Source organism: Desulfurococcus amylolyticus Z-533 (assembly GCF_000513855.1).
GTDB classification, from domain to species: Archaea; Thermoproteota; Thermoprotei_A; order Sulfolobales; family Desulfurococcaceae; genus Desulfurococcus; species Desulfurococcus amylolyticus.
The window spans coordinates 670,329-688,722 of sequence record NZ_KI911318.1 but is presented as its reverse complement, the minus strand read 5'-3'; the positions used below and the strand labels follow the sequence as shown (position 1 = coordinate 688,722).

The 18,394-nt window shown below is 44.4% G+C and carries 24 protein-coding genes; 7 read left to right on the top strand and 17 right to left on the bottom strand.

Translation table 11 applies throughout. The annotated features are described in order from the left end of the window. Positions 1 to 42: 42 nt before the first annotated feature. Together SPHMEL_RS03640 and SPHMEL_RS03635 are read right to left on the bottom strand one after the other, a co-directional pair. Entirely contained in the window at positions 43 to 471 is a 429-nt protein-coding gene (locus SPHMEL_RS03640; RefSeq protein WP_042667398.1) for a hypothetical protein, read from the bottom strand. Positions 472 to 945: 474 nt separating this feature from the next. Continuing rightward, positions 946 to 1,185, bottom strand: a complete 240-nt coding sequence (locus SPHMEL_RS03635) for a hypothetical protein (RefSeq protein ID WP_198011713.1) — start codon at positions 1,183 to 1,185, stop codon at positions 946 to 948. 180 nt (positions 1,186 to 1,365) lie between these two features. On the opposite strand from SPHMEL_RS03635, the gene SPHMEL_RS03630 reads away from it, so the two are divergent. From SPHMEL_RS03630 to SPHMEL_RS07310, 3 genes are all read left to right on the top strand, one after another. Next, complete coding sequence (locus tag SPHMEL_RS03630; RefSeq protein ID WP_012608182.1) at positions 1,366 to 1,617, top strand: ferredoxin; 252 nt, start codon at positions 1,366 to 1,368, stop codon at positions 1,615 to 1,617. A 78-nt stretch (positions 1,618 to 1,695) separates the two neighbouring features. After that, entirely contained in the window at positions 1,696 to 1,917 is a 222-nt protein-coding gene (locus SPHMEL_RS03625) for a hypothetical protein (protein ID WP_042667396.1), read from the top strand. A 14-nt stretch (positions 1,918 to 1,931) separates the two neighbouring features. Then, positions 1,932 to 2,072, top strand: coding sequence for a hypothetical protein (locus tag SPHMEL_RS07310; protein WP_156915423.1), 141 nt, complete (start codon positions 1,932 to 1,934; stop codon positions 2,070 to 2,072). A 14-nt stretch (positions 2,073 to 2,086) separates the two neighbouring features. Here the strand turns inward: SPHMEL_RS07310 and SPHMEL_RS03620 are convergent, their stop codons facing one another. The 7 genes from SPHMEL_RS03620 to SPHMEL_RS07180 form a co-directional block, all read right to left on the bottom strand. Continuing rightward, positions 2,087 to 2,362: a hypothetical protein gene (locus SPHMEL_RS03620; protein WP_042667395.1), complete on the bottom strand. Its 276-nt coding sequence runs from the start codon at positions 2,360 to 2,362 to the stop codon at positions 2,087 to 2,089. A 10-nt stretch (positions 2,363 to 2,372) separates the two neighbouring features. Next, the gene (locus SPHMEL_RS03615) at positions 2,373 to 2,738 is read right to left on the bottom strand and encodes a hypothetical protein (RefSeq protein ID WP_012608179.1); all 366 of its coding nucleotides are present in this window, start codon (positions 2,736 to 2,738) and stop codon (positions 2,373 to 2,375) included. 42 nt (positions 2,739 to 2,780) lie between these two features. Further along, positions 2,781 to 3,470 (bottom strand): SagB/ThcOx family dehydrogenase, encoded by a 690-nt coding sequence (locus SPHMEL_RS03610; protein ID WP_232216810.1) that lies wholly within the window; start codon positions 3,468 to 3,470, stop codon positions 2,781 to 2,783. A 57-nt stretch (positions 3,471 to 3,527) separates the two neighbouring features. Further along, complete coding sequence (locus SPHMEL_RS07515; RefSeq protein WP_232216746.1) at positions 3,528 to 4,163, bottom strand: hypothetical protein; 636 nt, start codon at positions 4,161 to 4,163, stop codon at positions 3,528 to 3,530. Positions 4,164 to 4,241: 78 nt separating this feature from the next. Further along, entirely contained in the window at positions 4,242 to 4,703 is a 462-nt protein-coding gene (locus tag SPHMEL_RS07510; protein WP_232216745.1) for a hypothetical protein, read from the bottom strand. A 44-nt stretch (positions 4,704 to 4,747) separates the two neighbouring features. Then, positions 4,748 to 5,479 (bottom strand): hypothetical protein, encoded by a 732-nt coding sequence (locus tag SPHMEL_RS03600; protein WP_232216744.1) that lies wholly within the window; start codon positions 5,477 to 5,479, stop codon positions 4,748 to 4,750. 273 nt (positions 5,480 to 5,752) lie between these two features. Then, the gene (locus SPHMEL_RS07180; protein ID WP_084322131.1) at positions 5,753 to 5,968 is read right to left on the bottom strand and encodes a hypothetical protein; all 216 of its coding nucleotides are present in this window, start codon (positions 5,966 to 5,968) and stop codon (positions 5,753 to 5,755) included. Between the two features lie 127 nt (positions 5,969 to 6,095). On the opposite strand from SPHMEL_RS07180, the gene SPHMEL_RS03590 reads away from it, so the two are divergent. Beyond that, a complete protein-coding gene (locus tag SPHMEL_RS03590) occupies positions 6,096 to 7,661 on the top strand; it encodes an oligosaccharide flippase family protein (RefSeq protein WP_042667391.1) in 1,566 nt (521 codons plus the stop codon). Between the two features lie 11 nt (positions 7,662 to 7,672). Here the strand turns inward: SPHMEL_RS03590 and SPHMEL_RS07055 are convergent, their stop codons facing one another. Next, complete coding sequence (locus tag SPHMEL_RS07055; protein WP_051400997.1) at positions 7,673 to 7,861, bottom strand: hypothetical protein; 189 nt, start codon at positions 7,859 to 7,861, stop codon at positions 7,673 to 7,675. A gap of 199 nt (positions 7,862 to 8,060) precedes the next feature. Here SPHMEL_RS07055 and SPHMEL_RS03580 point away from each other — a divergent pair, with 199 nt between their 5' ends. Continuing rightward, positions 8,061 to 8,288, top strand: coding sequence for a carbon starvation CstA 5TM domain-containing protein (locus SPHMEL_RS03580; RefSeq protein ID WP_042667390.1), 228 nt, complete (start codon positions 8,061 to 8,063; stop codon positions 8,286 to 8,288). A gap of 82 nt (positions 8,289 to 8,370) precedes the next feature. Next, complete coding sequence (locus SPHMEL_RS03575) at positions 8,371 to 8,667, top strand: hypothetical protein (protein WP_051400996.1); 297 nt, start codon at positions 8,371 to 8,373, stop codon at positions 8,665 to 8,667. 36 nt (positions 8,668 to 8,703) lie between these two features. On the opposite strand, the gene SPHMEL_RS03570 is transcribed toward SPHMEL_RS03575, so the two are convergent. The 7 genes from SPHMEL_RS03570 to SPHMEL_RS03540 all read right to left on the bottom strand — a co-directional run bounded on the left by SPHMEL_RS03570 (position 8,704) and on the right by SPHMEL_RS03540 (position 17,572). Then, positions 8,704 to 9,945: a molybdopterin molybdotransferase MoeA gene (locus tag SPHMEL_RS03570; protein ID WP_042667389.1), complete on the bottom strand. Its 1,242-nt coding sequence runs from the start codon at positions 9,943 to 9,945 to the stop codon at positions 8,704 to 8,706. A 21-nt stretch (positions 9,946 to 9,966) separates the two neighbouring features. Further along, the gene (locus tag SPHMEL_RS03565) at positions 9,967 to 10,806 is read right to left on the bottom strand and encodes a DMT family transporter (protein ID WP_042667388.1); all 840 of its coding nucleotides are present in this window, start codon (positions 10,804 to 10,806) and stop codon (positions 9,967 to 9,969) included. Positions 10,807 to 10,823: 17 nt separating this feature from the next. Then, complete coding sequence (argS, locus tag SPHMEL_RS03560; RefSeq protein WP_042667387.1) at positions 10,824 to 13,100, bottom strand: arginine--tRNA ligase domain-containing protein; 2,277 nt, start codon at positions 13,098 to 13,100, stop codon at positions 10,824 to 10,826. Positions 13,101 to 13,216: 116 nt separating this feature from the next. Beyond that, complete coding sequence (locus SPHMEL_RS03555; protein WP_042667386.1) at positions 13,217 to 15,169, bottom strand: aldehyde ferredoxin oxidoreductase N-terminal domain-containing protein; 1,953 nt, start codon at positions 15,167 to 15,169, stop codon at positions 13,217 to 13,219. Positions 15,170 to 15,268: 99 nt separating this feature from the next. After that, positions 15,269 to 16,135: an ABC transporter permease gene (locus SPHMEL_RS03550; RefSeq protein ID WP_042667385.1), complete on the bottom strand. Its 867-nt coding sequence runs from the start codon at positions 16,133 to 16,135 to the stop codon at positions 15,269 to 15,271. Continuing rightward, positions 16,136 to 17,113: a daunorubicin resistance protein DrrA family ABC transporter ATP-binding protein gene (locus SPHMEL_RS03545; RefSeq protein WP_042667934.1), complete on the bottom strand. Its 978-nt coding sequence runs from the start codon at positions 17,111 to 17,113 to the stop codon at positions 16,136 to 16,138. It lies immediately after the preceding gene. A gap of 3 nt (positions 17,114 to 17,116) precedes the next feature. Beyond that, the gene (locus SPHMEL_RS03540; protein ID WP_042667384.1) at positions 17,117 to 17,572 is read right to left on the bottom strand and encodes a PadR family transcriptional regulator; all 456 of its coding nucleotides are present in this window, start codon (positions 17,570 to 17,572) and stop codon (positions 17,117 to 17,119) included. A gap of 88 nt (positions 17,573 to 17,660) precedes the next feature. On the opposite strand from SPHMEL_RS03540, the gene SPHMEL_RS03535 reads away from it, so the two are divergent. Next, positions 17,661 to 18,377, top strand: a complete 717-nt coding sequence (locus tag SPHMEL_RS03535) for an ABC transporter ATP-binding protein (RefSeq protein WP_042667383.1) — start codon at positions 17,661 to 17,663, stop codon at positions 18,375 to 18,377. Positions 18,378 to 18,394 lie beyond the last annotated feature (17 nt).

The following is an 18,394-nucleotide window of genomic DNA, read 5'->3' as shown; positions in this document are numbered from 1 at the left end:
GTGGCACAGCTGCCTCCAATAAATTAACCAAAGATGCTTCCATCAGGGACCCCCAGTCTTTTCTATCCTGGTTTTGATTAAATATATAGCGAGTGTTACTATCAGCAATGAGAAAACTGCTAACAGAATATCCATGCTCTTCCCTGTTATCGCATAAACAAGTATCTCCTTTACAGCGACTATGAAGGCTACGTCGGATAACTGAGATAGGAAGCCTTCTCCACGCATTTCCCAGATTATAAGTATGCTTCTAAGTATCTCAGCGTAAATAATTATCATCAATATATCGTTCACCAGTATCTGTATAGTAGCAGCTGTCATGCCATGGAGTTCCATCAATATATCCTTGAATGTTATATACACTGTCAGAATTATTAGTAGACCTATGAAGATTATTACAATAACTTCTGCCACATCTATTAAAATCCTGCCGAGTTTATATACTGATTCGCTTATTGCCTTATTATTCATAGAACATACCTCATCAAATAATTACCGAATCAATATTATCAATATTTTATCAGATTAAAGTAATAAGCGTTATAACGAGTTATCACTGTTGAAACAGTAAATTTATTAAATTTATTAATTAAAAGAGAGCAGATCCCTAGTTCTAAAGGATAAGCTTGCTACCTGCGTAACAGGATTGATGTTGAATTTGTTTCCATTATTTTTATCTATAGTAGCATAGAGCTTTACCCGGGATGTGATGTTGCTTCTGGTTCGTGTGTTTTAAGGTTTTCACAGGTACTTTATTATAGTGGCTTCTGCTGGGGTTAACCGGTCTCTGATAGAGAGAAACCGGGTGGGCCACTCTACAGAGACCACAATAACCTAGAGCAGGAAACAGTATAAGGCTCCCCCAGGATACCGTATCGTTAGGCCTGGATACCCTGTGAACCATGTTGGAGGCAGCTGTGCCACCAGTGAAGACTTAGATTTTGATTAATCTATCCTAGTGCTTAGAACTGTAATGGAGTTAGATGCTACTGAGATGTCACTTAGAATCATTGTTATTGCTGCATACTCTGGCCCCCGATATACACCATATCCATATAGTATTCCAGCTACTACAGGAATCAATAGTATATTGTATACGAAGGACCATAGAAGGTTCTCGATGGTCTTTCTCTTGACTTTAATTAAGTCTGCCTTCATTCCACAGACCGGATCTGTTTGAGACATGTGTTTAATTCCCTTGTTAAATCTATTGGTTATTATGGTTTATGTTCTTTAATTAACTTTGTTATTGATATTCGGCTGAAATGTTTTACCACATGGTTAAACATATGATAAGTTTTCAGGCAAATCATAAATGATAATATTTAAATTTTATACATAAAAATAATAATACATGGTGGAATCATGACCAGGTATAAGGTAATAATAGACCGTTCTACATGCATAGCCTGCGGAGCAGCACCAGCCGCTTGCAGCGAGGTATTCGAGTTAGGAGATGACAACGGTAAGAACCGGGTTGTAGCTAAGTACAGTGTTAAGTTAACCCCTGAAATATCCATTGGTATAATACCTGAAGATCTCTACGAGTGTGCTAAAAATGGTGCAGAGGTCTGCCCTGTATCAGCTATACGTGTCGAGAAAATAGAGGGAGAGTAGGTGTGTAATATTGAAATGCGGGGAGCATAGGTTTTTACACCATGTATACCTCACCCATGGATAGGTTACTGTCCTGTATTGGACAAGGTTTCAGTTAACGAGGTAGAGGGATACAGCTTATTTAGGGATTTCTCCCTCAATGAGCTCTCAGACATTCTGGATTCAATAGGGCATCTATACTGTGCCACATGCAGGACAACTATAACTAGTAGGGGGGAGCATTATAGGAAGGGGCACGTATCAACTCCTCATTTCATCGTTTACGACGAGTTATATCTTAAAATATACGTGGCTGACTAGCAGGGATGAAATCCTTGAACAGCCTAGATTTCCTGCTTGGAGGACCCCAGGGCAGTGGATTAGAGGCAGCTATGACAGTGCTATCCTCCGATATCTTTGAGGAGTTATTCAGTGACTTTATCATACTAGGGTTTAATTTTTATATGGAGAAATAAGAAAATTGAAAACTTTAAAATTTTAAACGAATCCTCGTGTAAACCAGGTGGATAAGCCATAGAGCGATGGCTGATGAAACCAGTACTATGCCGAGAACCATGTTCTCTGGTGTAGCCTCCACAAATTCCTCGCCTTCAACAATAGATGAATACGCTTTATCAACCATAGACATTATCGTTGAGGCCCATAGTATTAAGACTAGTGTTTGAAGACTATATTTGCCGTCCCTGTATTTGTACCATACTATAGTTGATGTAATACTGGCTATGAGAAGTATTATGGCGTACATTGCCCAACCCTTAAACCCTGTTAAAACTGATAGCGCCTGTTAACTGTTTCACTAGTTTTCTACTGGTGATCCTGCTCCTTGTATATGCGAGTATGCCGAGCCAAGTAGCAGTCACAGCCATACTCATTAATCCACCTACATAAGTTATTTCATGAAGCATTACAGGTATATCAGCCGGGTTACTCATGGCTGTTAGAAATGGTGGGTATGGTACTACTTCTCCATGCCATACATGCTCCACAGCTAGTACTAGGGAGCCTCCTAGAAGCATCTTCTCCAGTATATCCAGTCTTAGTTTTATGCCCGTCTTACCCATGAGTCTTTTCACTACATCAATTATTATTCCCAGTGTAAGGGGTGTTATGAAGCATGCCATTTTGGTGCACCATTTTAATATAATAAGTGCACATTAATAAAACTATCTTCTCTCAGTGAAGAACCCTGCAAGCTCCTCGAACACTATCTTGCGTCTGGTAATAGACACCCCTATAGGCATAATATACAGGGGTGTTTCACCACCTCCAATGCCAATTACTTGCGATACCTCGCTGTCCCTGAAAGCGCCCACAGCTACCGTGCCGTAGCCAAGTGCGGTAGTCATTAAGTAGGCGTTCTCAGATGCGTGACCAGCCTCCATAGGTACATACCTTGTCCTACCTCTCTCACCATAGACACTTGTCGTCCTCTCATAGACAGCTGTGATCACTATGCTCACAGGTGCCCTACCTATGAATCCCTGCATTAAAGCCGCTTGCATCAGTTCCCTTCTAACATCCCCACTCCCAACTAGTATCAATACATGTCTCTCCGGGTCATACCTATACACACCTGGATCGAGGAATTCACTATAATCAATTACACTCCTGGATCCAACAACCACGTAGACCTGGAGAGGATACGTTGCCCCAGCGCTTGGAGTTGTTAGAAAGCCTTCAACAGGATCGCTTAATCCATACGTTGCCCACAGGATTAATGCTAGATCTCTGAGTTTAACCGGTTCGTCCCTGAAATCCCTTATGCTCCTCCTTAACAGTAATGCTTCCTCAACTGTTAAACCACTGATTTTACCTGGCTGAGGAAGCTTTATTATCTTGTTCAACGAAGCCACCAAGGCTGTATTTGGTATGTATACCCTATATTGATCGGACTCCAAGGCTATAAATGCCTATAGTGACGAGAACACTGTGTTGAATAGGTAGTCAACAGCTATATCACCTGTGTAGATCCCTATACCAGTTAACATGAATAATACCGCCAGGAAATAGTATAGCTCATACCTAGAACCTGGGTTAACTGAGTAAAGCGTCACTGAATTAGAGATCAGTATTACTAGTGTTAATAGATTAACAATAAATGAAACATCTTCAGGTGTAACCGTAAAGAATGCGAAGATATCGGCAAACACGGCTGGCACGCTGCCTACAAAGTTTGTTAATACATATGAGAATACCCTTACGAATCCACTTATAAATACTAGTAGAAGCACTACGATGAGATGCATCATGTAAAGCGTTGTCTCGAATGTCTTGAACACCTGTGTATAGTTTGCCCTTATTCTATATATGTTGTTGAAGTGTTCTGAGAGAAGAGCCCCTGTTTCACCCATATCCCCGCCTAACTCCAGTGTATCCATGAATATGCTTGTAGACCTATATATTAGCTCGCTACATGTCTCCTCAGCAAACCTGATCCACATGATTCTAGGGTTAACCCTGTTAACTAGTCCAGCATAAACCTTATTCAGTGTTTTCCTTAGTCTACCGAGCTCGGCCGCCAGCAGCGGCTTAAGCGAGCTCACCATATCTGGTATAACAGCTAGATGCTCTCCATAGCTTCTAATGAATGCAGGGTAGAATAGATCTAGCTCGCTAATGGCTCCCTAACGCATCTTCACTAATATTCCAGCTGGTAATAATACTATGCCTATTGCAACCAGCATTATCCCTGTTTTCCTTAAGCTGTAGAGGGCTCCTGTTACAAGCATGTATAAAACCATGAATGCCATAAATACTACTCCAGAAGCTCCAAGCACTCTTATAACCTTGACAAGCGTGCTTCTCCTTTCCTTATACTCGAATAAAGGCCTCTTCACTAGTATAAATAATAGGAGTGACATGCCTGATAGTGACAAACCTACTCCGAGGACACCACTTGTAAATGATTGAGATAACCCTCCGAAAAGCATGCCCATTAATAAGAGGACTGCAATCAGGAAAGCTAGTGCTCCAAGCAGTGTGGTGTATACTCCTAGCACCACGCTTAATGTGCCTATGAATCTATTATATGATGAAGTATATTCAGCGCTCAACGTGTTGTATTCAAGCCTCAAATATTCCTTCACATCACTACCAGTGGCCACTATCAAGCGTTGGTGAACAAGTAGTGTTAATATACTTCAAACCTCTCGATCTGAATCCTACTTAATGTTGTGAATGCTGATATGTCTAGCAATAGCTTCCTCAATATCACAATGATATTCGGGGTGTCCTCCCTGCCTGGTTGTGAGATGACCTCGTTTATCTCCCGTAAACCATTCTTGACAGTTACATTAGATCTACCGCCGAGCTTTCTAGATGCTTCCTCGAATTCAGCGATATACTTCTTCACGTATTTATCTATCTCCTCGTAGTATAAGCTGGGGCTGAATGGAGTGCCCGAGTATACGGCTTCCACAAGCCTATTGTACGTCTCTACAACCCTGTAGGCCATAAGCCTTACCCTGGTCAATTCGTCAATTCTATTAGTATCCTTCTCTAGAGTGATAAACGGTGGTTTAACTTCCGAGACACTGATTTTTCTAACTGGTTTACCCGATATTATTCTAGTCAGCTCCCCTGGATCGCTTACTAACATGCCCTGGCTATAGCATTCAGCATTGGTTACCTCCCCGTTCTTGCCTTTAACCAGTATCATGCATTCCACTCTATTACTATAGTATACGTTGAGAAGAAAGTATCCTATTCTATTCTCGATGAGCTCCCTTACCTTCTCGATTTCACCAGCATCATATATCCCTATCAGAGATATCTCGGATAACTCTATCAGCTCACGTACCCCTACTTTACCGTTCTGAACAATCTTTGAAACATTGAGGAAATCGCCTAGACTACCCTGCATTATCATCTACCTCAACTACTTGATCATATATTTCTTTACTTAAACCAGACGTATGATTCATACATACATATTGTACGTGTAGTTCTTACCTCATTAACTAGGTGCAATCATGATTGAAGCCCAGAGCAAGGAATATAGCCGACCCCTCCGCGTTGACGGGGAAGGGCATATGTTAGAATGGTTGAAAATTAAGCTGATGTATTCAAGTATCAACAGTCCCGGATACAAGGGGTTCAGGTCTCATATAGGCTTATTTAAATTGGTTTCATCCCTTCATCCTTGTTCCCCCTGTATTCCTCTCGGGCTTGCATATGGCTTAGGGGTGTTCGCGGGCACCCTGCATCTTGAATTAAGGAATTTAAGGAAGAGATTCATGCATGCTACCCTATCCCTGTCTCCGGTGAACCCGTGCTCCGGGTACTTGAGGATCCTGTAGCCTTCTCGAATCAGCTTCGCCCCCTTATCCCGGGTGTCTCGAAGAGCTCTCAATCCCTCACTGGATAGTATAATACCAGAGGAACAGCATCAAACAATATAAACCAACATCAACAACTATAAACATATAAAAACAAAAACAATTCATGAGGGCTCTCACTCTAATGGTGGGTGTCTATTATTGAAATGGTTCGATGACGAGGTAACAGATGCGGCTGCGCAGGCCATCCTATATGGTACATCCACGGTTATACAAATAATTATCCAGGTAGCAACAATGATGATTATCTCGAGGAGTTTAGGGCCAGCCAACTACGGTGTATACACGCTTGCCCTTCTCCCCTCCACGATTTTAACAATATTCTCGGATCCAGGCATCACGTCATCCATGCTTAGATACGTCTCCATAGCTAGAGCTAGAAAAGAGCTTAAAGGAGTTGCCAGGGCTTACAGGGTTTCAATACTCTTCCTTACCCTGATAAACACGTTGATACTTGCCGTGATAGCTTTATTCCCCGAGGAACTAGGGGTTCAATTAGCACAGAGGAGTGGACTGCGTGAACTAGTACTAGCCACAGCACCATACCCCCTTGCCACGGCTATTTATGGAGCCGTGCTAACGTATTACGCCAGCATGGAGAAAGCCAGTGTGAGAAGCATGCTTCAAGTACTCGCCCCACTACTGAGACTCATGCTGGTCTCAATAGTATTACTCCTAGGGTTATCCGTGAAAGGAGTTATCATAGCCCATGTCACCACCTATATAGTCATGGCCATAGTCAGCCTACTGATCTCCTTTAAGGAGTTAAAGGGTTTAAGCAGTAACGGGTCAATATTCAAGGTCAGCGAGTTCCTCACCCTTGCGTTCTCAATATATTTGGCAGGGATAGCTGGAGCTATTGTTGGGAGACTAATTAGCTTCCTTATAGCATATACGACTAGTAATCTCGGCGAAACAGGAAATTACATGGTAGGTAATTATAATGCCTCAAGCGCTTTCCTCGGAGCCATCACATCAGTCCTGGGATCGTTAGCCACACCCCTTACCCCGTTTCTGGCGAAGAAGCTTAATAATGGGTGGTTAAAGGAAACCAGTAACCTTGTGTTAAACGTGTTGCTAACCCTTACAATACCTGTAACAGTATACGTGGTATTATTCGCGGACAGCATAATTTATTCTGTATATGGGAGAAACTACTCCACGGCCCCATTATTCTTCGCGTACATGTCTATAAGTCTCCTCGCCTGGCCCCTCCAAACAGTGTATGGGAGCATATACTGGATTTATAATGATAAGAAGCCATTAGCAGGCTACGGGCTAGCGTTAATGACTACCGGCACGGTATTCTCCATAGTCCTCTCAGGCATCATGGGTCTCCAGGGCATCGCGCTTGCCCAGGGACTCTACCCACTCTTATCCTCCATGGTGTTAGCATACCACGGATACCTCAAGCATGGGGTGAAGCCCTCTATAAGCAAAGCCTCAATATTGCTGGCTCTCTCCTTGATAACGGGCGTGTTCTCGAAATACGTTGTAGGATGGATCCAGTTCTACATAATACAGGCTCTCCTGGGCTTCATACTCTACCTGGTATTATTCACGCTGTGCAGTGGATTCTTCAATATTATTGAAGAGGTCGAGCTCGGCTTACTAGATTTGCTGGCAAGAAGGATACCGTTGATCGGCCCTGTACTCCGGTTACTTCTAAAACTATATAGGGAATTGGCCAGCGCAGCTAGAGTTTAGGTTGAGAAATGCTACCTGCTAAGATCCCTAAGCATTCTTGCTAGATCCCTTACAGCCTTCTCGACTACATCTGAATTGACCCTCATAGCCAGCGACACCGCGTTTTCCTCAGGGATGCCTGGTATCCTAATATACTTATTCCCCATGCTCACCAATAAGTTAACCAAGAGATCCCTATCCCTCGCATCCTCGTAGTACACGTAGTATTCCTCGCCCTCGTGTTCTACGGTTCTCTTTTTAACCCCTCAACACTTAGATGATCCTGTCTCGGTAGTTTAAACCATTTCCTAGATACTATGTGACACCGTCTAGGCTTCAACTCAGCGTCCTTGAGCAGTATATCCAGCCTATCAATTTTACTTGTAAGGAACCTGGCAATTAGGTAGGCTTGCTAGATTAGTGTGGGTAGAGTTATTCGACTGGGTTAAACCACGGAGTGCCCAGCTCCACAGGGTGCTAGCTAATAGATGGATTGCCTCGCTTATACCGATACTATTAGGCTTCGCCCTAGCGTACCCTCAAATACCGGATCCGTTGAACCCAGGTAAATATATTTATGCATACCAGATAGTATGGCCTGTGTTCTCCGGTACAATACTCTTCATCAAGGGACTGCGTGGAAAATAGCTTCGAACTCTGAGCCCCTGTATTTTTGAGAAGGTAAGGTAAGGGAGCCGAGATATAAGGGACCCAGTGCTCGATAAACTCGTTGAACTCAGGGATACTTATCTTAGGTCTCTCCACAAGCTTGAAGAACCTGGATAAGACGAGCTATATAATTGTAGCAAACCCTGAACCCCTACCGTTCTACGAGGTCAAGGAGATCGTAAAGACCCTTAGGGAAACACACGGAGTGAATCCCGGGCTATTAATCATGTCCGGATCAGAAGTATTTGATATCATCAGCGAATCGTGTGAAATACCTGTACACCATGCATGTATTCCATTGCTTAATAAACCTCCCTCAAGCCTCTACGAGGTAGAGGCCTTAACCAGGACAATATGATTGCTGCGAATGCCTAGCCAAATACTGATGTTAGATTTAGAAAAGATGGACAGGTACCACTGAGTCTTTTTCAACCCCTTCAACATTCTCAGGTATAACTATGTAGCCGTGACTCTTGAGCAGACTAGATAATATCCCGCTACCCCTGAGCATGTAGGGTTCCGCCACATATTCTCCCCCAGCGTCTCTCAGTATAACCCTTATGTAGCTCCTGTACCCTACTGTGTTAGGTATTCTACGTGAAAGCCTTGCATATACCACTGGCCTCTCCAATCCTTTTAACCCAAGCCACTTCCTGACAGCGGGGATGAGTATGGCTTCATACCCTGTCCAAGCCGCTACAGGGTAGCCTGATAAATGGAGAGCCGGCTTATTGTTTATCAACGAGAGCGTGGTAGGCCTACCAGGCCTCATCTTGACTCCTCTAAAGACTATTTTACCTGTATTTAACATGGCATCGATTAATGCATCGCCTTCACTGATCCCGGTGCCCCCTGTCGTAACAACTAGGTCATTCTCCATGGATGCCTCCACTACAGCATTGGATAGTATTTCCGGGTCATCCGGGAAGACACCATAATACTTCACATCGATAAACCTGCTCTGACGGAGGAGGGCCGTGATAAGCCTAGCCGACGAGTTATATATGAGGGTATCGCAGTCCCTATCTATCCCAGGCTCGCATACCTCGTTACCTGATGTTAAAACACCTATCCTAAGCCTTCTATACACTTTTACCCTGTCTACTCCAATGCTTGAGATAACTCCTATATGCACCGGGTTCAATATGGTACCCCTGGCTATGATGACGTCTCCCTTGACGAAGTCCTCACCTCTCCTTGATATGTTTTGACCAGGCGATACCGGCCTGTACACTACTATGCTACCATCCTTAACCTCTACATCCTCATCCATGACCACCGCGTTGGCTCCGCACGGTATAGGTGAACCCGTGTGAACTCTTACTGCTTCACCTGGCTCCACGCATTCGCTTGGAGGCTTATCGCTTGGTGTGAGAACTCCTTTTAATACTAGCTCAACCGGGTTATACACTGATGCATTAACTGTATCGCCTGCCTGGACAGCATATCCATCCACGGCGCTCCTATTAAATGGAGGTATATCTATTTCGGTTTCCACCGGTTCAGCTATTATCCTGCCAACTGCTTCAAGCACTCTTACCTCTTCGGGTTCCAGGCTTACTGCCTCGCTTAGAGTCCTGGCAAGTAGTTCCACCGCGTCATCAACACTTATAAGTGTTGTAAGCCTTCTATCCAACTACACCACTCCCGTGATCCCCTATCTATAACCACGTATTATAGCTATAAGAGATGCAATTGTTAATAAGCCGGTAGCCAGGTTATATAATGAGATGCGCTGCCCCAGCACTATGTATGCAAGCAACCCGGCTCCAAACGGTTCTCCAAGAGACACCGATGTAACAAGATACACGGGATAGTGTTTTAGAAGATAGTTCATTAAGGTGTGCCCGAGCATCATGGGGATTAATGCCATCAGGATGAAGTATAGATAGGATAAGTGGCTGCTCGGCAGTATCCTTGAACCGGATACAATATTATATAATGCTGTGAAAACAGTTGCAGACATATATGTTGGGAAGGCATACTCCACAAGAGACTCCTTCACAATCCCCCTGGCATATCTGCCCAGCTCGAAATACAGTGTTACAGATAACCCGGCTAAGAGGGAGAGTACAGCACCCTGGCTTAAAGCTAGCCTGTTAACCCCGAGAAAAAGCGTGAGAGAGGTAACGCCTCCAGCGAATCCAAGTAGCTGGATTAGGCTTGGCCTATACTTATAGACAAGTATATCTACCACCAGAGAGTAAAGCGGGTAAACCACGACAAGCAATGTACTGGTGTAGACGGGTATCAGGAAGAGGCTTCTCATCCATAGTATGAAATGCAGTGATAAAGCGATCCCCGATGCTACATGATGCATTTTCACATGCTTCTTTGCCTGAATCCATAACGGTAGCAGGATCAGCGAGGAGAAGAATAGCCTCCAGAACGCGCATATCTCACCGGGTTCATTGGAGAGGACTACAAGTATGCTTGCCGAGCTTATCGCGACCCATACTACTGGGAATAAAAAGATGTCTCCACGAATACTGGTCAAAGCTTTCAGCTCCAGGGTTATAGTTTCTTCAACTTATGGAACCCCATTATCTCAGCGAGATCAGCCAGCACCAGGAACACCGCTACCGTTAACAGCACCCTGACGGCTTTCTTAACGGCATCTGGCTCGCCTATAACCCTGTGCTTCTCATACATTCTATTGAAGAACAGCGATAACTCTACAGCATACTCTAGGAGTTTATCTGGCCTCATGTACTCGTAAGCCTCTCTTAACACACGGGGATAGCCTACAAGCATCTCAAGTATCTGCTTTTCTTCAGTATTAAACTCCATGCTTTCAGTGTTAAGTGATGTATAGATCTCAATACTCCTGGATCTCACTGCATTGATTTCCACTAGTGGCTCAAGCCCCCATAGCTTCCTAAGTATGCTCTGAGCCCTTACTAATCCATAGGTAACCGTTATACCGTGTTCAAAACTATCTATTTTGCTTGGATCGAAAGATAAGACCTTACCTGGTTCAACTGATAGAAGTAGTGCACGCACATTGTTTACCGCTAGCATTCTAGCTGTCTCCATTAAATCAATGTACTTGCCTTCAGCCTCCTGCTTAAAGCTACTCGATCCCTCAATACCCCTCGCCACTATTGAATCCTCCATATCCATTAATAACTCATCCATTGTATAGTATATGCCCCTCCTACCGCTCATCCTCATATTTTTCAAGTGGACCATTTCATATGAGAAGTGCACCAGGTTATCGGCTTCCCTCTTATAGCCGAGTAGGTAGAGTATCGCCTTTAGCTGTTTCTGTGCCCTAGCTTGTTCCACGGCTATGACATTGTATACTCTCTCAGCATTATACCTCTTAAACTTGATTAATGTATAGGCTATATCCCTTGTAACATAAAGAGTGGTCCCATCCCGCCTCCTAATAATGAATCTACCGGGTTGATCAGGATGGAAGAGGCTTCTAACATACTTGTTTTCCTCACCAGCCTTGTTGAGATCAACTTCTACGGCTCCATCAACTATCCTAGTATACGCTGTCTTAACTACTTCGTCAACAATGCCCTTCGATAACTCGAGTACTTCATCGCTTGACTCATAATCGAAGCCGTCGAATCCAATATTGATCTTTTCTAGGGTCTCAATAAAGCCCCTTAACACATTCCCTGATATATCTCTGAGGAGACGCCTTACCTCGGGATCACCTCCTTCAGCCCTCTTCATGATCTCTGATATCTCTCGCTCAGCATCCTCGTAACCCCTGAACCCTTGCTGTAGCCCCCTGCATATTTCATGGTAGTCCCTGCATAGGGTGCTCTTAGCCTTTACATACTCCACATACTCCTTGTAGAGCTCCCTGTACCTAGTAGCCAGCTCACCTACCCTTCTACTATATTCGTTAAGGATGTCTGGAAGCTTCTCCCAGCTTTCACTCTGATGTCTCAGCTCCTTGATTAGCTCTCCCAGTATTTTAACAGTATCGTGCTTTAGACGCGTCTTACTTGCGAGGATATGTATCTTTGAATGCAACTTTTTCAGAGCTGGTGAATCCGCTTCCCCGGCTAACCCTTGTAGCGTGTTCTCTAGTTCCTCAAGTAGCTTGTTCAACTCTAGTGAGAGCATGCCTAGTTCATGTGCTATTCTGTCTTCCTCTATGAATATGTTTGTTAAAGCATATACTATGCCATACCAGTGATCTATTTTCAAGCCGGGCCTCGGCACAATGCCCTGAGACCTCAGCTTGCTGACCCCGTAAGCTAATACTGCTACCTGGCGCCCGAGGTCATTAACGTAGAAGAGCCTCACCACGTTGAAGCCGAGGTATTTAAGAAGCCTAGCATAGGTGTCGCCTATTACACTGTTTCTACCGCTGCCAATATGCAGGGGGTGAACCGGGTTAGCGCTTGTATGCTCTACAACAGTGTTTTTACCGAAGCCGATGCTCCTTAGCTCGGAGAGCAATCTGCCCGAGAGCAGCGACTCCATGAACGACTTGAATATAGTGGAGTAGTCTACTTCCACGTTGATATAGCCGTTAACATACACGGTGTTTCTAAGCCTGCATTCCTCAGCTGAGTACTCGAGAAGCTTCCTCGCTATCAGGGACCCGATCTCCTCCCATTTATCTCTTGGATAGTTTTTGAACACTATGTGTAAGGCTACTCCATAATCACCCATCCTTGGATCAGGTGTCGGGGCTATCCTTATCTTGCCTTCAATAATATATTTTTCAACTACTTCCTCCTCGATCCCGGTTGAATCCTTTACAGCTCTCACTAATCCCCGTAGTATGCACTCCTGTATACTAGTTGACGCGCTGGGCATTACAGACCCCTTTTCAAGTAAACTAAGAATAGTCTAAGCCAATAAAAAGGAGAATCAAGGCTGTAAAAGTGATGGTTTTACAACTGAAAGCCTTGTCCCTTAAGGCGGGGAGGATGTCAGCTGGTTAACTCCTCAAGCTTCCTGTAGAAGCGCTCCCACCACTCTCTTGCAGCTGCCTCCTTATTTACCTTGAACTTTCCACCCCACTCTACATTACCATATTCTTCAGCCGCAAGAGCCATGAAGTCTATTATCTTTCCTGAATCCCAGAAGACTGGTAGAGCCCCAGCTAGCTTCTGGTATTCCGCTATCTTCTTATATAGCTCACGTGTCTTTTCAAGCGGCTTTTCAATACCATAGTATTTCTCGAGTATCACTGGTATGGCTTTCTCAGCCCAACCTCTATGGAACCTGCAGAGCCCCATATCAGCTATTAATGCTTCGTATATGGCTCTCTCAATGGATTTTGACGCGAACTCCTCGGGCTCCATGAATACGCCACTATAAACCGTCCAGTACTTGCCTAGAACCACTAGTGGGGCTACTAGGCCGGGTGTCCAGTAGTAGTTAGGTGTTATATGGCCTTCTTCGCCGAATGCAGCGTATATAGGTATATCACTGAACCTTGTCTTCCTCTCTATTGTCCTCTCCCTATATAATATATCCAGTATCTTGGCAGCCGACCTCAATCCCCTCTCACCTATGAGGCGGAGTAATGGATTGCTCCCGAAGGCAAGTTGTTCAATTATCTTCACAGCTAGCTCAGCGTTAACTCTTGCATGCTCTATACTGTATGATGCCGGGTCAAAGAATGGCTTACCGGGTAGCCCTATCTCCTCTGGTCTAAGTAATCCCTTATCCATGGCTTCAAACAGAAATCCTATGATCTGGCCCAGCTCTATTACGTCGAAGCCGTATGCATCAGCTAATTCAACCACTTTCTCGGCTTCATGTATGTCTAGTACCCCTATAATGGGGCCTAATCCATTATATGGCTCGTAGTCGCTCTTGTACTTACCCAGCCTCACCTTCTTGCATGCCAGTGGACATGGTTCGCCGCATGTCTTCCAGCTCCTGGTTTCAATGGCCTCCCTATTGAATGGCTCCCACATATACTTCATGATTAATTCGTGTAACTTTTCTCTTAGATCCTTAGGCAGATATATCATCTTCCAGTTAAACATAGGTGTCGTTGCCTTGAGATGCGGATAGTTTCCGCCGAGTGTGCCACCAGTGTTTAGCTTCGGGTCATACCTGTATTTCACACCGGCATTAATCACTGCCTGAGTATATGGTTGCTTGGTTAACTCCATGAATAACTTGTCGAGCTCCCTTGTATCACTGAGCTCCTTGGGTACCTTGGTGCTTCTATCATACCTACCTCCATAGATTATTGCTGCAACCCCATGTGCCCTGTACAGTATACTCCCACCACCAGCTCTAGCCGCGAAGTCCTCGCTCCCATGATCCATCCTACCCTTGTTTAGCGTTACCGAGGCAAGAGCACCTATATTAGTATACTTGGAGGCCGGGCCAACCAGTATAGATCTCCCGTTAAACTCCTCGTAGAAACCCTTGAAGTGATCGCTAAGGTACTGCTGTAGCGCGTATATGCCTTTGAAGCCACCGTATCCCTTCCAGACATGTTCAAGCGTCTCCTCCTGTATCTCGTGAAACTCTACAACCGGCTCGCCGTTGCCCTGATCATAGATCTTAACTATGAGGGGTGTCTCTGATCTACCCACTATAACTACCGCGTCAGCATTAATCTTGAACTGGAATGCAGCACCACCCATCTCGGATACATGTAACCCTTTGGTTAATGGGCTTCTAAACACTGCTACAAATCTATGCACGCCATACATCTTTGATCCAGTGAACAAACCAGCCCCGAGAATTAATGCGTTATCGGAGTGATAGATGGGCTTGCTCCATGATCTATACCTCTCCATATGAAGCTTGAGTCCTAGCGATATCGGCGAGTACACTTCATTTAACTCATACTCCTCAACCCAGTGCTTCCTAGTTGATGCATCAATGAATAACGCCCTGTATCTCCGCATGTTCATTGTTAGCACCACCATTTGTATTCATTGTTAATTATTATTTAAATATTTTCGATAGAAGGGATAAAAAAGAGGTTGTTGGTTTTTAAATAATCAATGAAATTAATCCTCGATTGTAGCCCTCTCAAACATCCTCATAGCGACTACTAGGAGGACAACCGATATAATCGATAAAACTACTATGTCGACCAGTGGGTTCATGTAGTCGAAGCCTACATCAGCACCGGTGAGCCAGTACCTTGAAGCATGTACGGCATATGTTAATGGATTAAACATTGCAACATACTGCATCCATGTAGGCATGGATTTAACCGGGTAGAAGACTCCACTCATAAACATCAAGGGCATTGTAATTATGTTGATAATCATCTGGAATCCCTCCATACTACTGAATTTAAGCGATATAGCTGTCCCTAGACCAGTGAACCCCACCGCCATTATGAAGACGTATAGTAGTGATATGGGTATCCCAGTTATCCTTATGTTATTTGTGAAGAGCAGTGCCAGCGTTATTATGATGGCTGACTGCAGAGTGTTGACGAATGCATCGCCAAATATCCTTCCAGCTATTACAACGCTTCTAGGAGCTGGTGTCACCAGGGTCTCCTTGAGGAAGCCGAATTGCTTATCCCATATCACGCTTATACCGGCTATAAAGCTACCCATGAATGCTGTCATCGCAACCATGCCGCTAACCATGAACGTTACGTAGTCTATACCGCCGAAAACCATGTTAAAGTATCTTGACACGATGCCAGTAACATTTACTGGCACCGGCATTACGGTAGCGTTGATCCCTAAGGCCGAGGTATTAATGTTATCTGGATTGAATACTCCGCCGAAGCCCAGGCCGAGGAACACCAGCCAGAGCAGTGGCTGTATTATCGTTGAGATGAGTCTAGAGCGGGAGCTAGCCCACCTTTTAACCTGCCTATAGAATAATGAGGCAAACGCGTTGAAGCCGTTCATTTAACGCCACCTCCTACCCCTGAAAGCCATGGGAGCCGATGCTTCAAGGCTATCCCTTAACTCTCTTCCTGTGAGATGTAGGAATACTTCGTTGAGAGAGGGCCTCTTATAGGATACCTCCGTTATCTCCAGCCCCATGGATGACGCGGTAGCTATGATCTCTGGTATAAGTTTTGAAGCGTTATCCACCAGTAGCTCATATCTGTTTTCACCGAGTTTTCTACACTCCTTAACAAAACTTATAGCGCTACAGAAGTCCCTACCTCCATTTACATTAAGATACACGACGTCTTTGCCAAGCATATTCTTTAATCCATCGGGCGTGTCAAGGGCTATTATCTTACCGTGATCCATTATTGCCACCCTGTGAGCAAGTTCCTCGGCTTCATCCATGTAGTGTGTCGTCAACAGGATCGTCATATTATGGAGCTTCCTCAGCTCCCTTATATAATCCCATATCTTAGCCCTTGACTGAGGATCTAATCCTATCGTGGGTTCATCTAATATTAGTATCTCTGGCTCGTGAAGAAGGCTCCTAGCTATCTCAAGCCTTCTCTTCATCCCACCGCTGAAGTATACGACCTTCTTCCACGCGTACTCCTCGAGGTTGACAAATTTGAGTAGCCTCATTATTTTTTCCCTTAACTCTTCTCCACCGAGCCCGTAAAGCCTCCCATGTATATACATGTTATCATATGCTGTCAACTGGTTATCGAGGCTGGGTTCTTGGAAAACTATGCCAATCTTCTTCCTAACCTCGCCAGGCTCCCTGAGCACGTCATGGCCTGCTACGAGGACCCTCCCGCTAGTCGGCCTTAGTATCGTTGATATTATATGTATAGTCGTCGTTTTACCGGCACCGTTTGGCCCTAGTAGGGCGAATATTTCACCTTTCTCTATTTTAAATGATATATTGTTCACTGCTATGACATCCCTGAACCTCTTAACAAGGTTTTCAACGATAACTATATCCTGCATCACTTACTCACCTGCAATATCTATTAATTTAGCCTCCAGCTCCCTTGTGATGCCTCTGATAACCTCTAATTGCTCAGGGGTTAGCTGATCTATTTTCTCGAAGATCCTTATTAGCCTGGCCACCAGTTTAGTGAGCCCTACCTCCTTGGCTAGTTTCAGCTTCTCAAAGTATTTCCTAGCTATTTCGAGCTCCTGCTTGTTTTCCTCTAGGTATTTTTCACCTTTCTCAGTGATCCTGAACACTATCTTACGTCTCCCTTTCTCGAAACTCTCTTCCGCCTTGATCAGGCCCTTTTCAACCATGCCCTTTAGTAATGGATATATTAGGCCTGGATTCACTGGTAGCCCTGTCTCCTCCCTTATCTTCTTCAATAGGTAATACCCGTGGATACGGCCTCCACGCGACATATCCAGTATTAATAGCTCAACGTATTTCCCTCTATGCCTTATTCTATTCATTTACAGCTACCTCAGAAAATATTTAAATTAATATATATTTATAAATATTACTTCATGACGGAAATATTTATGGATAAAGGTGTGCCCTATGAGCGAGGTAATAAGGCTTGAGAATATTTGGAAAATATATAGGGTCGGAGACGTTGAGACACGGGCGTTGAAAGGGGTTTCCTTCAGCGTCTGCAAGGGTGATTTAACAGCGATTATGGGTCCAAGCGGTTCAGGGAAATCAACACTGTTGAATATGCTTGGACTACTAGATAAACCGACATCCGGGAGGATAATAATCGAGGGTCGGGATGTAACGGGCTTAAGCAGTAATGAGATAGCTGATATAAGGAATAGGAAGATAGGCTTCGTCTTCCAGCAGTTCAACCTGATCAATAGGCTCACAGTGCTAGAGAATATTGAGCTTCCATTAATACCCAGGGGTATACCGAGAAACATCAGGGTTAGAAGGGTTATTGAAGCACTTAAAATGGCCGGCGGCGATGAATCATGGCTGCCCAAGAAGCCTAATCAGTTAAGCGGTGGTCAGCAACAGAGGGTAGCAATTGCTAGGGCCATAGTTGGAGAGCCCGAGGTAATCCTCGCGGATGAGCCAACAGGCAACCTCGATAGATCATCAGCTAGACTTGTAATGGATACCTTCCTCAGGCTAAACGACGCCGGGTTAACAATAATTATTGTCACACATGACCCGGAGATAGCTAACTGCACAAAGAAGATAGTAGTGTTAAGGGATGGAGTGGTTAAATCAGTCGAGGAGCCGAGGAGTGAGAAATGTATTTTAAGAACCACGTGAATAACTCCTGAGGGGAT